Annotated in this window: 6 protein-coding genes (1 of these 6 only partly in view); all 6 read left to right on the top strand. The window is 50.9% G+C overall.

What is annotated here, in order from left to right; all coding sequences use genetic code 11:
• Window positions 1-15 precede the first annotated feature (15 nt).
• Entirely contained in the window at window positions 16-1,581 is a 1,566-nt protein-coding gene (locus CJA_RS14480) for a GH39 family glycosyl hydrolase (protein ID WP_012488587.1), read from the top strand.
• Between the two features lie 68 nt (window positions 1,582-1,649).
• Window positions 1,650-3,305, top strand: coding sequence for a family 43 glycosylhydrolase (locus tag CJA_RS14475; protein WP_012488586.1), 1,656 nt, complete (start codon window positions 1,650-1,652; stop codon window positions 3,303-3,305).
• Between the two features lie 109 nt (window positions 3,306-3,414).
• Window positions 3,415-3,762 (top strand): hypothetical protein, encoded by a 348-nt coding sequence (locus CJA_RS14470; protein WP_012488585.1) that lies wholly within the window; start codon window positions 3,415-3,417, stop codon window positions 3,760-3,762.
• Entirely contained in the window at window positions 3,762-4,958 is a 1,197-nt protein-coding gene (locus CJA_RS14465; protein WP_012488584.1) for a hypothetical protein, read from the top strand. The genes CJA_RS14470 and CJA_RS14465 overlap by 1 nt, the downstream gene beginning before the upstream one ends.
• An 858-nt stretch (window positions 4,959-5,816) precedes the next feature.
• Window positions 5,817-9,947: an SDR family NAD(P)-dependent oxidoreductase gene (locus CJA_RS14455; protein ID WP_012488583.1), complete on the top strand. Its 4,131-nt coding sequence runs from the start codon at window positions 5,817-5,819 to the stop codon at window positions 9,945-9,947.
• A 126-nt stretch (window positions 9,948-10,073) separates the two neighbouring features.
• On the top strand, window positions 10,074-15,087 hold the 5' portion of the coding sequence (locus tag CJA_RS18780) for an L-histidine N(alpha)-methyltransferase (RefSeq protein WP_012488582.1). It continues 1,418 nt past the right edge of the window; only the first 5,014 of its 6,432 coding nucleotides appear in the window; it begins with the start codon at window positions 10,074-10,076; the stop codon falls past the right edge of the window.

Here is a 15,087-nt window from a genome sequence, read left to right as displayed (position 1 = left end):
CACAGGACATGCCACGTGAATATCAATCTTATTTTTCGTCTTCTGCTGGGATGCGTTTTAACAGTGACGGTGGGTGCTGTTGCCCAGGAGCGCCGTATCGTCCTTGATGCCAACCAGGTACAGGGCCCGTTGAATACCTTTTTTAAAACCAGTGTCGGCGCCGGCCGCGCTAACGAAGGATTGCGTGCAGACTGGCAGCAGCAGCTGGCGCAAGTCAAACAGGATGCCGGTTTTCATTTCATCCGCATGCACGGTTTGCTCACGGATGATATGGGGGTTTACCGTATCGATAGCCAGGGGCGCGAGCAATATAACTTCCAATATGTCGATGTGCTCTACGACTATATCCTCAGTATTGGCATGAAGCCCTTTGTGGAGTTGGGGTTTATGCCGTCGGCACTGGCCAGTGGCGATAAAACAATTTTCTGGTGGCGCGGCAATGTCACACCACCCCACAGCTATGACAAGTGGGAAAAACTGGTTCAAACCCTGGTTGAGCATTGGACAAAACGCTATGGCGCCGAGGAAGTGGCCAGTTGGTATTTTGAAGTGTGGAATGAGCCCAACCTCGATGGTTTTTGGGCGGGCACACAAGCGGAATATTTCAAGCTCTATGCCCATGCGGCGCGCGCGATCAAACGTGTGGACAGCCGTTACCGCATCGGCGGGCCAGCGACTGCCGGCGCAGCCTGGATTCCGGAAATGATTGCCTATGCCAACCGGCATAAGGTGCCCCTGGATTTTGTCAGCACCCACGCCTATGGCGTACACCAGGGATTCCTGGACGAATATGGCACCACCGGTACAGTACTCGCCAAAGATGAGTGGGCGGTGAGTGGCGATGTACTGAAAAATCGCCAGGAAATTGCCGCATCACCTATGCCGGGCCTGGAGTTGCATTACACCGAGTGGAGTTCTTCCTATACCCCTGCTGACCCCATGCACGATAGTTACCATTCGGCAGCTTATATCCTGCAAAAATTAAAACAGGTCGGCGATGCCGTCCAGTCGATGTCCTATTGGGTATTTACCGATATTTTTGAAGAGGCTGGCCCGCGCTTTGAAGCCTTCCATGGTGGTTTCGGTTTGATGAATACCCAGGGTATAAAAAAGCCGGCTTATTTTGCCTATCAATTTCTGAACCAACTCGGCCCTGATGAGTTGCGCAATGCGGATCAGCAATCCTTCGCCGCGCGCGATGCGCAGGGCAATGTGCAAGTGCTGCTGTGGGATTTCACCTACACCCTGCCCGATGGTGTAAATAACCAACAGTATTTCATCAAGGATTTGCCCGCCGCCAACAAGGGCGATGTAAATGTCCAGGTCAAGGGCCTGAAAAGAGGTCGCTATACCCTGAGCCTTTCACAGGTGGGCTATCGCCAAAATGATGCCTACACCGCCTACATCAATATGGGGTCTCCCGCGCAGTTAACGCGCCAGCAAGTGGTCGACCTGAAGGCGCAGGCTACCGGTGAGCCGCAGCAGCAACGGGCAATCCGGGTGGGCAAAGATGGCGCATTCAACCTGAGCCTGCCATTGCGTGAAAACGATGTGTATTTGCTGGAGTTGCAGCGACAGTAATCATCGTGCAGGAAAACTGTTTCTGGGCGGTGGTTCACCTCACCCACAGGTGTTAAACGGAGATGATTATGTTAGATGCAACCCGTAGGGGTTTATTTAAAGCCTGTGTTGCCGGTGCTGTGGCCTCGCCCTTTGCCCTGGCGGCTGCGCAGGCGACACTGGTCGGTGCTTGTACTCGCGCCCCGCTATGGCGCTGGGGGCAGGGTATCGAAGGCCAGCGCACGGCGGATCTGGGCGATGGTACTTTTTTAAATCCCATCGTGCCGGGCGATCATCCCGATCCCACCATCCTCAAAGATGGTGAGGATTATTACATGACTTTTTCGTCGTTTAATTCCTATCCCGGCATAGTGCTCTGGCACTCCACCGATCTGGTTAACTGGGCACCTGTCGGGGCGGCACTGCAAAAAAATATCGGCACTGTCTGGGCGTTGGATTTGTGCAAACACAACAATCGCTATTACATCTACATTCCCGCAGCTGCCGAGGGAAAACCCTGGTCGATCTATGTGATCTGGGCCGACGATATTCGCGGCCCCTGGAGTGATCCGATTGATTTGCACATCGAAGGCTGTATCGATCCCGGCCATGCTGTGGGCGAGGATGGCAAGCGCTACCTTTTTGTTAATGGCATCCGCAAAATCCGCCTGACCGATGATGGACTTGCAACCGAGGGTGAGCTGGAGCATGCCTACAGTCCCTGGCGTTATCCCGACCACTGGATCGTGGAAAATTTTGCTCCTGAAGGTCCCAAGTTGATGCGGCGCGGTGAATGGTTTTACCTGGTCACGGCGGTGGGTGGTACAGCCGGGCCCGTAACCGGGCATATGGTTATTGCGGCGCGAGCGCGCTCTATCCATGGCCCCTGGGAACACTGTCCACACAATCCGTTGGTGCGTACCCTGTCGGAGGCAGAGCCCTGGTGGTCCAGGGGGCACGCCACCCTGGTAGAGGGGCCTAAAGGTGATTGGTGGATGGTGTATCACGCCTACGAAAATGGTTTCAGGACACTGGGGCGGCAGACCCTGCTGGAGCCGATAGAGTGGACTGACGATGGTTGGTTTCGCGCCCGGGGCGGTGACCTGTCATTACCCATGGCCAAGCCCGGACAAGGCAAAGCCGGGCCTGCCGGTATGGCGTTATCAGACGACTTCTCTCGCAATCGGTTAGGTATCCACTGGAGTTTCCATCAGCCGCGCGCGCAGGAAATGTCGCGCGTGAAGTACCTGGAAAAAGCCCTGGTGTTGAGCGGTACCGGCCATTCGCCCGCCGACAGTTCACCACTGACCTGTACAGCCGTGGATCGCGCCTACCGGGTGGAATTGAGCCTGTCATTGAGTGGGGATGCCGAGGCGGGACTGTTGCTGTTTTACAACCACAAGGCGTATGTGGGAATAGGTTTTAACGGGAGCTTTATTAAAACCCATCAATATGCCGAGGAGCATCCCTGGGCTCGCGTACCTTTAAAAAACCGCAACCTGCGCATTCGCCTGACGAACGACCGGCATGTGATTACCTATGAGTATTCGCGCGATAATGGTCGCAGCTGGCAATTACATCCCACACGTATGGAGGTCTCCGGATTGCACCATAATGTGTTCGGCGGATTCCTGAGCCTCAAGCCGGCGATTTACTGCGTGGGTTCCGGCCAGGTTCAACTGCGCGATTTCCGCTATCAAGCGCTTGTCTCACCCGGACAATTTCAGGCGCGCTCGTCAACGTAAGGAGAACCTTTTAAAAAGGTTGTTCTGCAAAAGTTTCGCCATAACCTTTTGGTAATCAATCTACAATCTCAGTTACTATGCAAGGTCTCTATCCCGTGGAGGAAGGAATATGGCTTGGAATAGTAACAACCGCGCACATGCGTGTTTATGGCTGTTTGAAATCTGGGATAAAAACCAGCGCGATGCCGGTTTTGATGAAGTGGGTGAATGGCATACCCCATTTATTATCGAATTTACTGTCGGCGGCAGTCCTGAGCTGAAAGCGGCCAAGGCACGCAGCCATGCCGAAAAGTTGGATGGCGTATTTACGGCACTGTACCGCGCGTGTTATGAGCAGGGTGCGGATCGCACCACGGCGATCGAAGAGATGGAAGCGGTCTTGAATGACGGCAGCAAAATCATGGCCGACCTGGCCGATATTGTGGACGCCAACTACAAATTCCTGGGAGAAATCTAATGTTGCCGAACAGATGCCGTCTGCTGTTGGTGATGTTTTCGGGATGGATGCCGGGCCTGGCCCTGGCCAATCCCCTGGTCGATGGTTTTGTGGATGAATACCTGTCAGATACGGAGCGGCTATCCGGGTTTTGCCAGGAAAAGTTTCCCGATCTGCCGATCAATAGCTGCAAGGCTCTGGTAGAAGCCGGTGTTAAATCGGTGACCGGTGGCGAGGTTGACAAAAAGGCCCTGCAGGACACCCTGGATACCGATTTACACTCACCTGAATTCCTCAATCATGTGCTCACCAAACTCTACGGGCGTGATGTTCCGCTCGGATTGGAGTTCAAAAACCTCGATGCCAGTGACGGGGAAAGCTTGCTGGGATTGAGCTATGCGATTGATAAAAAACTGGTCAAGGTTGATCGACCTTCCAGTGAGCGGTGGAATTCACGCTCTACCATCGCCTTCAATGCCAATGGCACCCTCACCAGCGATAGCGACAAAAACCCGCGCAATTTTCTGGATACCCGCCTGGCGGTCGCCTATGCCTGGTCTTCGCGTATTCCCATCCAGAGCGATGCATTTGGCCAGTCGCTAACCGAAGCGGCCATTGCTGCTGCGCCGCTGTGTGCCGGGCCGGGTGCGGGTAATAGCGATGCCTGTCGCGCTGCCAAGCGCAAAGGTTTTGCCCTGCTCGACAACATTAGTGATTACCTGAATGCCTTCCAGTTTTACCAGTTGGGTATCGATGCAGGCTATGAGAGCGACCAGCGCTTTGATGCACAGCAATCCCGCTTTGGTGCCTTTGTCTTTGGCCAATATGAAGCCTGGGGAACCAATAGCCTGTTAGGGGCACTGGGGCTGACACCGGCGATTCGCCTGGGTGTGGATAAGGTGGAGCCCAATGATGAAACACCGCGCGCTATGGCTGGGGATAATTCGGCGTTCTATCGCTATACCGGCGAATTATCCCTGTGGATGCCGGTGGGATCGCACTTTGGCCAAAACCTGGCTTTTACCATCAACTATCGCCACTGGGGTGAGATAGACCCGGCGACAGTGGTCAGCAACGCTGGGCTAGATAAATACAGCGTGCGCAGCTTCAGCCTTACTTCGCCATCCGGGTTATTTGTCAGCTATTCCTCCGGTAAATTACCCCTGGATGTGCGCCGTGATGATGTGGTGGAGTTGGGCTGGAAAACCTACTTTTAGGCCATGGCGATCAGCACCCGCGCAGGGTGCTTTGTCACTACCAGAATGCCGCCTACATATCATTCTCAACCGGTTGATTAAGCCTGCCCGTGCATACTTAAAGTCTCACCTTCGTTTTTCCTCCCCGTGTAGCAGGTTTTCAACTTGCATTATGTCGTGTCCATCCTCAATACCAATATGTGTTTAATCTATTTCGAGAAATTTGAACGAACACCCGTTTACGTATGGGCTGTAAAAGAAATTGTTATGCTAAGCCGGTGCGGGAATATTTTTCATGCGTTAAAGGTGAAGCTGCTAATTGCCGCTGCACGGCAGGGCCATAAAAATATCCAGTAATCTATTTACGAATGCATTGAGAACGGCTGCAATTGTAAAAGTTTTCCCTATGTCTATGTGTTTGTGAATCCAAAACGTTTTGGGATGAATTGTGTAAGTTGGTGGGTTTTTCAGTGGTGGCGCAGTAATCATTTTTTCAGGGTGGCAGAAAAGCACAACAAAATATTGTGTGAAGTATTCACCAAAAAATCGTTAAGGATTTCACTTGAATAATTGATCGTTAATTTTTTCTTTGTTGATTAAGGTTAAAAAATAAAATTATTCTGTAAATATTTTGAATTGTGCGCCAATTAATACATTTGTGGCGCGCTTATTTGCAATCTCATGATGAATGCGGTTTTTTGCGCAAAGCTAGACGTTGTTTAAAAATGTTGATAGCATCCCGAGCCGTTTTAGGATAAAAATAATTGATGTGATTGGAGCTGTTTTTCGCGGCACGCAAATGAGCTAATCCAAACTTCGCTTACATTACAATTATTAAAAAGGACAACTTGTTGGGTTGATTGTCGGAGATTAATAGTTATGTTGGATGGAGCCTTGGATTTGTATTCTGCGTACATGATGTGTCTCCGACGGGCTCAGCGAGATGGGCTGCTATACGAATCTCATGTCTGGGTAGCGAATAATGCTTCTGAATGTATTCTATATGTAGTAAAAGCTACGTCATTATCCGATCTTGCATTGCTAGCCAAAATTCAGGCTTATCTGGAAGTGCCGGATATTTTTCAGTGTACTGTAGCCTTGTGTTCGGTGAACCGAATTCCACGTGATAGTGATGGAAATATAAACCTTGATCGCCTGCTCTCCTTGCCTGCGTTGAATGCAGGCGAATTACAGCGCTGGCAAGAAGATGTTCAAATTCAGTACGGTGTGCATTGTGCGGTCACGTTGGCTGCTACAAATTTGCAGCCAGCACGCATTCATATAGACCGTTTCGGTTACAGCCAATTTTTCGAAACCTCCGCTATAGAAATCAATGGCGTCCAGGATATTTCCGCTGCAAGGGATGCGATTAAGCCTGTGGGGAACACGCGGAGATTGGATGCCTACTTGCGTGGAGCAGAGCTGAAGTTACCAGATGATGCTCCCCTGAATATGGTTGAAGCGCTGTTGAGGACAGTGGAAAAATTTCCACAAAAAGGTATTTGTTATATTGATGAGAAAGGTTGCCTGCAACGCCAGACCTATAGCGAATTATTGAATGAGGCCCAATGTGTATTGGCTGCACTTAAGGCACAAGCCCTGCAAGGTGGTGATTTTGTTGTTTTGCAGTTTACAGACTTGCGTGATCACCTAACTGCCTTCTGGGCATGTCTCCTGGGGGGAATGATCCCCTTGACAGTTGCGAGTGCGGCGCAAACTCACACAATCAGCTTGCAGGAAAAATTGGTCAATGCGCTAACCGTTTTGGGAAAAGCAAAAATTCTGGCGGGAGGTGGTTTGGCCCAGCGCATTCATCAATTGGATGTTGTGCGTGAAAACCAATGGCAGGTGATTGATTATGACACTCTCCCATGGCTTGAACCTGTCATTGAATATAAAATTCCAGAACCGGGTGCTACGGTTTTTCATCAATTAACATCCGGAAGTACGGGAAACTCGAAATGCGTGCAAATTTCACACAAAGGTGTGGTCGCCCATATTAATGCGATTGCGCAATTCAGCAATTATAACAGTGATAATGTCGGTTTGAATTGGTTGCCGCTTGATCATGTGGCTCCCATATTAATGATGCATTTTAAAGATCTCTATTTGGGGATCGAACATGTCCTGGTACACACCAATCGTATTTTGTCCGAGCCTTTGGCATGGCTCGACTATCTGGAGTCGTTCAAGGTAACCCATACATGGGCTCCCAATTTTGGTTTCAAATTGGTGATTGATGCCCTGAAAAAAAATCCCCACAGGCAATGGCAATTAACCCATGTGGAAGAGATGCTCAATGCCGGTGAGCAGGTGACTCTGGGGGTGATTGCAGAGTTTTTGGCGATGACAGCATCCTTTGGGATTCGGGAAAATGCCATGAGGCCCTGTTATGGCTCCGCCGAAACCTGCACAGCCATCACCTACCAAAATAATTTTTCACTTTCGTCGCGCGATGCTATTTGGCATAACGTTGGCAATCATATAAACGTTGGTAATCATATAAAGGAACCTCAAACGCTTGTCGCTGTTGGGCAGTTGATCCCCGGAGTAGAAATAAGTATTCGCAATGAGAAGAATCTTCTCTGTGCGGAGGGAGAGGTTGGGCATTTATGTGTGAGAGGCGATGTAGTAACACCCGGTTACCTGAACAATCCCGCGGTGAATGCGATTTCGTTCAATAATGGTTGGTATGACACAGGCGACCTGGGTGTTATTTCCAATAATAATCTTGTTATTACAGGGAGAGCCAAGGAAGTTATCATTATTCAGGGCGCTAATTATTATTGTTATGACCTGGAAGCTGCCATTGAAAAAATCCAGGGGGTGAAGCCTACTTTTGCCGCGGCCTGCGGGGTGCGCACCAATCATCAAGCCACGGAGCAATTGGCGCTATTTTTTGTTGCGGCTAAGGATGATGCAGATGCTGTTAAACAAACCGTAATGGATATTAAACGTAAAGTGACGGCAGAGTTTGGTATCGTTGCTAGCTATATTTTGCCACTTAACGAAAGCGAGTTCCCTAAAACCACCAGCGGTAAGATTCAGCGCAACCAATTAAAAACTTCATTTGAGGCAGGTGCTTATAGTAAGGCCATACAGGATATGGATCTCCTGTTGGGCAACGAGCACACCTTGGTGAATTGGTTTTTTACAGATAAATGGGTGTTGGCGCCTGTTGCAAAAAGCCATGCTGTTGCGACCCGTAATGACCTCGTATTTTTTACTGATAGGCATAACGCTCAGACGTTATTGCAGGCAGCTGGTACATCCAATGTGTTTTGTATTGTGCCAGGAGCGGAGTGTGAAAGGTTATCCGAAAAATTATGGGCTGTACGCCCTGGCCAGGATGAAGATTTTTATCAAGTATTGTTGCAGATCACAGCCGAATCATCTGGCTATGATGTAATAAATCTGTGGCCTCTTTATAGTGATACCCACAGCCAGGTTTTGCCTGGAACCTTAAACAGCTTGAAAAGCTTGTTCAGGTTGGCGAAAGAAAAAAATATAACCTACTTGCTGGTTGAGCAATTCGATAGTCAACTGTTTTCCGCGGATGTGGAAATGGCCTCGGGGTTGCTACGCACGGCGCGTTACGAACTTCCTGGACTTACCACCAGATGCCTGAAAATAGAAGCGGATACGCACTTTAACCGTTTGCTTAACCTTATCTTGCAAGAGGTCAATTCTACTGGACATGAAGACTCAGTGGCTTTTCTCGGGCAGCAGCGGTTAAAAAAGTCCCTTGAATGTCTTCATGTTACGCAAGAAAAACTGCTACCTGCATTGCGCCGGGATGGAACCTACCTGATCACCGGTGGTTTGGGGGGCATTGGCTTTGAAGTGGCGCAATCACTCGTGCGTACAGTGGGGTGCCAGCTTATTCTGATAGGTCGCTCAGCGGCGGATGCTGCGCCGGTACGTAGTAAAATGGCGCAATTGCAGGGGATGGCAAATGCGCGAGTGGATTATCATGCCGTGGATGTTACCGACCCCCTGCAAGTGCAAGCATTATTTGCATCGATACCCGCACTCGACGGTGTTATTCATATGGCAGCGCTGTATGAAGCCAATACTATTGAACAGGAGTCCATGGAATCCATTGCAAAACAGGCGCGTGTAAAACTGCATGCCGCACAACATCTCGCCCTATGCTTGCAGGAAAAAAATTCCACAGGATTATTTATCTCTTTCTCATCTATTTTCGGGTACTTCGGTGCGGCGACACTGGGGGCCTATACCGCAGTCAACTCGGCACTTGAAGCCTTTTCCCGTCATCTTCATTCGCACAGCCAATTGCGCAGCCTATGTATAGCCTGGAGCAACTGGGATGATATTGGAATGAGTCGGGGCTACAAAAATAGCGACGCCAAAGGGTTTTTGGCGTTGACTGCGCGACAGGGATTCCAATCCTTGTTGATTGCACTTGAGGTGAACGAGCCTGTTGTTTATATCGGCCTGGATGAAACCAAAAATTACGTTGCCAGAGAAATAGTGGGTGATTGTGTGGCGACCAGTCAGGTAGCTATTTATTACGAATCCTCCATGGGTGAGATTCCACATGTTGACTTATGCGATTATCGCGGCAATAAAATTCCAGTGATATATAAGCCGACTAATGGCTTGCCCCGACGTAACGATGGCAGTGTTGATGTGGACGCGTTGAATCTTTCGACACCGATGGCTCGCTCAGTGCGCGCGGCAAATTTTACAGAGAAACAATTAAGAGGGATTTGGGCAGAGATCCTGGATGCAGATCATTTTTCGCTAGAAGACAATTTTTTTGAGGTGGGCGGAAGCTCAATTTTGGTGCCCACCCTGGTAAAGGTTATCTCCGAGACTTTTGCCAAGCCCTACACCGCTGTGGAATTTTTTAAATACCCCTGCATTGCAGAGGCTGCACGTTATCTGGATGCGTTGTCACCTGCTGAGCACTCACAAAAATCGATAAGTCAACAGCGTATTGAGAAACGTAAAGCGTTGCAGGCCAGGCGTAGTAAAACAATGTAATACAGCCATTCGGTGTGATGGTTGGAGCCTTGTTGAACAAGCGTTGCTCTTCTAAGTCCTGTTTGCAAATGCTCGGGTTGCACCTGACTGATGGGATTACATTCGACAAATTGAGGGAGACAAACTTTGAACGATGTTGCAATTATCGGCATGGCGTGCAGGTTCCCCGGTGCACAAAATGTGGAAGAATTCGAAACCAATCTATGGGCTGGAAAGGAATCAATCCGCACCTTGACCCGGGAAGAGCTGCGCCTGGCGGGGGTTCCGGATGAGTGGCTTGCCAATCCCGGCTATATTCCCGTTACCTCCAGCTTTGCTGATGTGGAGTCGTTTGACGCTGATTTCTTTAAGTATTCTTCACGTGAAGCTCGCAGAATGGATCCGCAACAACGCTGCCTGTTGGAATGCGCATGGGAGGCGTTGGAACATGCGGGTTACAGCCAGAAAGCATTTGATTATCCCGTAGGCGTGTTTGCTGGTGCGTCCAGCAATACCTATTTGCTCAATAACATGTTGCGCAAAAAAGTCGCCCTAAATCTCGATTTCATGGAGTACCTTGAAGATCGCCAGGGGGGAGATAAAGATTTTATTGCCACTCGTGTTGCCTACAAGATGAATCTCTGTGGGCCGGCGTTTACCGTGCAGTCTGCTTGCTCCACGTCCCTGGTTGCTGTTCACACTGCCTGTCAAAGTTTGCTTAACGGCGAATGTGATATGGCGTTGGCGGGCGCGGTCACCGTGATGTATCCGCTGGATCAGGGATATTGGCATAAAGAGGGCAGTATGGTATCGCCCGATGGACACTGCCGGACGTTTTCGGATCGCGCACAGGGAACCGTTTTTGGCAATGGTGTAGGTGTTATTGTCCTCAAGCGGCTGGAAGACGCGCTGGCGGAGCGCGCCAATATTTTGGGTGTTATTAAAGGCAGCGCCATGAATAATGATGGTGCGGTTAAACCCAGTTACACAGCGCCCAGCCTGGATAAACAATCGGAAGTGATCAGCGATGCCCTGGCTATCGCCGACGTGAACCCGGATACCATCCTGTTTGTTGAGGCCCATGGCACCGGCACACCCATGGGGGATCCGATTGAGGTCGCTGCGCTTACCCAGGCCTACCGCGATTACACCGACAAGCGACAATTTTGTGCATTGGGCTCGGTAAAAACCAATATCGGTCATTTGGATGTTGCCGCCGGGATGGCGGGCATTATCAAAACCCTGCTGGTGTTAAAGAATCACTCCGTTCCTCCCACCTTACATTTCAACGCGGCAAATCCTGCTATTGATTTTGTTCGTAGCCCGTTCTTCGTTAATACCGATGTACAGCCATTGCCGGATGTTGATACCCCGGCACGGGCCGGTATTACCTCCCTGGGGGTGGGTGGCACTAATGTGCATATGATCCTCGAAGCCCATACCTCGCCTGATTCTTACTCCCCTGACGCTTCGGCAGAATTACTGCTGTTGTCAGCGAAGACCCCCGAGGCCCTGGCTGCTGTGTGTTCAAGGATGCAGGATCACCTTGCCCGGCATCCGTCCCTGTCATTGGCAGATGTGGCCTTCACGTTAAAACATGGCCGAATTGCCTGGCCTTACCGTGTGGCGCTTGTCGCTAATGACGTTTCCCAATGTACGGAATTACTCACCCATACACCGGTTATGACAGATGAAGCCAGGAGCGCGCTCTGTCTTTGGGTTCCAGAGTTATCCATCACAAAGCTTAAGCGGCTATACCTGTGCCTTAAGCCTCACGCCATCCTGTATGAAGAGATGGCGCTTTGTTTAAGTATCTGGAACGAATGGAGTACAACCCAAACCGGTTCTATTCCATTGATGCCGGGATGCACGGAGTGGGATTCTATTCTCGATGTCATTGCGTCTGAAGGAGATTTTCTCCCGGCACTGGATAGCAAGCGTGCGGGCAACATTCAGGCCCATGTTATTGCCTTGATGCTGTCAATCGCCCTGGGTAAGGCTCTGCGGAAACTCTGTGGCGATGCGCTAATGATGTCGGGTGAGGGCAAGGGTGCGCTTGCCGCTTTGTGTGTAAGCGGAGAACTTTCGTTGGAGGAGGTTTTTGCTGCGCTATTTGTTGGTGATGAAAGCCTGTGGTTGGATGACGCGCATGCAAAGCTGCCTGATAGGGAAAGTTTGACCCCGGAGGTGTTGCTGGTGAGCCTGGACTCATCCTCCCCGACGGAGGTGCCTTTTATTCCCCAGGATGAGGATCCGTTACGGGTCTGGCCGATGCTGCTCGCGCGCTGCTGGATGGCGGGAATTTTTATCGACTGGAGCGGGGAGCCGATCCCAGAAGGGGTAAAGCGGGTGGTATTGCCAACCTATCCGTTCCAGCGACAAATGTTTAATTTTGAAAGCGCGGTTGTCCCAGTGGCGGGAATATCAGGTAAACCAAACGATGGTTTGCCTGACCTGATCCATCGCCATCTCTCTGCTTACGCTTGGAAGAGCGAAGTGTTTGAGAGCCAGATCAGTCTGGCGCGCCAAGCCTACTTTGATCATCACAGGGTGTTTGGTGTAGCCATAGTGCCGGGCTCGTTCCATCTATCATTGGTTTTTTCGTCACTGGCATTGCGTTATCCCGTGCCGCAAAAACACGCACTGACGATTGAAAACCTGGTTTTTGGCAAGGCATTGGTGCTGGAGGCCGAGGATACATTGGCGGTTCAGGTACTGATAGAGCCTGGCCAGGAAAACGATTTTGCCAAGGGGCAATCCCGTTATCGTCTGGTAAGTCAGCGCAATAACGATGAATTGCAAGTGCACAGCCAGGGCGATGTCCTGACAAGGATGGTAAACCGGGAACCACTGGATCTGATGTCCATCCGCAACCGTTGTACCACGGAGTATCCGGTTGTGCAGTTTTATGAGGAAGGCTGGCATAAAGGGTTTGAGTGGCGCGAAGATTTTCGTTCGCTTACTGCTATCCATTATTGCGATGGTGAGGCATTGGCGGAGGTGCAGTATTCCCCGGCCTTGGCTGGTTGCCTGGCCGATTACAGTATCCATCCCGCGATCCTGGATGTGTGTTTGCAGCCATATCTGGCAGCGGTGTTGGCTCACCCGGTTTATGGCGTAAGCGATGAACCCTACATCCCCCTGAGTATTGATCGCGTTACTTTTTTCCAACAACCGTGCTCTCAACAATCGGGTTTACCGCTGCCGGCTGCCAAGCTGTTTGTACATGCGAAGTTGCGAAACCAGGATAGCCAGTCCAGGGATTCCTTCGCTGCCGATCTCAATATCTGTAGTGCAAATGGTGAGCCGGTCATGAGCGTAGAGGGCTTGCGCACCTGGCGTATGAGCCGGCAGGCAATGCAGGACCTTGCGCCCAAAAAAGGCATTGGCGATTTAATACTGCTACCCAAATGGGTACCGGAGAGTCCTGAGGTACTTCCATCTGCCCGGGTTCCCGACACCATCTGGATCTTCCAGGACGCCGATGATGATTCGCCTTTTGCAACCCATCTGGCTGGTTATTGGCAGGGGCATCCGATCAAGCGGGTACTGTTGGGGAGTCGCTATTGCGAGCATACGCCGGACCTGGTGGAAATTGATTGTACACAGGCAGGGGATATTGCCCGGGTGTTGCAGTTGTTACCGGACAGTATTCGTATTTACTTTTTAGGCGGGCTCTATTATCCAATTGATAATGGCGCGGCGCAGGATGTGCTTGCGCAACTGGCTCAATCGCAAGCACGGGGGCCCCTTGCGTTACTGAAGCTGATGACAGCCCTGGCGCGCGCACCCACCAGAGCGCAGCGGCAGGCATTGGAGTTGGTGGTACTTACCCGGGATCTTTATGACCCGGGCAATTCCCTGGTACAACTCAACCCTTACAGTGGCGCATTGACCGGGTTGGTTAAAGTGTTTGCGCGGGAAAACTCCTGGATTAAAAGTATCTGCGTTGATCTGGATGCCCGCGAATGTATTCAGTCTGATCAATTGGGCGAAAGTCTGGCTTTGATTGAAGGCCTGGCTAAAACCGACAATATCAGGGAGTTGGCGATCCGAGGTGGAGCCTGCTATGGGCGCTACATGTATCGGACAGAAAAATTAACTGAAAGTATTGCGAGCGCGTCGGGTAATAACCCGCAGCCGTCAGCATTTCGACACAAGGGTGTCTACTGGATTCTGGGTGGCGCCGGAGGAATCGGTGAGGCACTGAGTTACTATTTGGCTGAGCGCTACCAGGCAACACTTGTCTGGATTGGTCGTCGCCCGCTCAATGACCAGATTCAGGGTGCTATCGACCAGGTTGCCCACCTGGGAGGGAAGGCCCTGTATTTCAGTGCTGATGCCTGTGACTTTACTGAGATGGCGCGTCTCCATAGTGAAACCACGGCAGACATTGGTGCGCCCAATGGCGTTATCCACTCCGCCCTGGTATTGCGAGATCAATCCATCGCCAAAATGACCGAAGAGGAATTTCGGGCTGCATTTGATATCAAGGTAAAGGCCAGTGTGATTCTGGATCTCATCACCCGTAGCGACGGATTGGATTTCTTCACCAGTTTCTCATCTGAAAATGCGATTCGCGGTTGGCATGGATTGTCGAATTATGTATCGGGTTGTACTTTCCAGGACAATTACCTGCACTACCTGCGACACGACCGCGACCAAAATACCACTATATTCAACTGGGGGTTCTGGTGCGAAACCGGCATCGCCGCCCAGGCACGTATACGCCAGTTGGTGGAGCACCAGGGTATCCTGGGCATGACTACCCACGAGGGAATGGATGTTGTGGAAGCCGGCTTGGGGCAGTTGCTCCCGCAGCTGATGCCTATCAAATTCCAACCGCAGATCGCCGCTCATCTGGGCGTAAAAACGGATGCACTTTGGCACCGTGCATCCTGTGCAGATGTGTCGCCGGGAATGCAGGTACTGCGCCAGGCAGTGGATAAGTTTAGTGCAGGTTATGAGCGTGATTGTCATAACGAGCCCTGGCAAACACGCGTGAATGTATTGGCGCGTGTGCGTATGCTGGACGTGTTGGATCAGCTGGGTGTTACCCTCAGTGTTGGCCATTGCTGGCAACCGCATGATTGGATGCGCCAGCAGGCTTTGCGCGAATCGCTCCTTCCTCTGATTGAGGCAATCGCGGCGATATGTGTTG

Source organism: Cellvibrio japonicus Ueda107 (assembly GCF_000019225.1).
GTDB lineage: Bacteria > Pseudomonadota > Gammaproteobacteria > Pseudomonadales > Cellvibrionaceae > Cellvibrio > Cellvibrio japonicus.
This window is presented reverse-complemented; position numbering and strand designations above follow the sequence as displayed.

Coding starts and splice junctions, on each gene's coding strand:
- CJA_RS14475 (WP_012488586.1), top strand. CDS start 1,650: ATGTTAGATGCAACCCGTAGGGGTTTATTTAAAGCCTGTGTTGCCGGT.
- CJA_RS14470 (WP_012488585.1), top strand. CDS start 3,415: ATGGCTTGGAATAGTAACAACCGCGCACATGCGTGTTTATGGCTGTTT.
- CJA_RS14465 (WP_012488584.1), top strand. CDS start 3,762: ATGTTGCCGAACAGATGCCGTCTGCTGTTGGTGATGTTTTCGGGATGG.
- CJA_RS14455 (WP_012488583.1), top strand. CDS start 5,817: ATGTTGGATGGAGCCTTGGATTTGTATTCTGCGTACATGATGTGTCTC.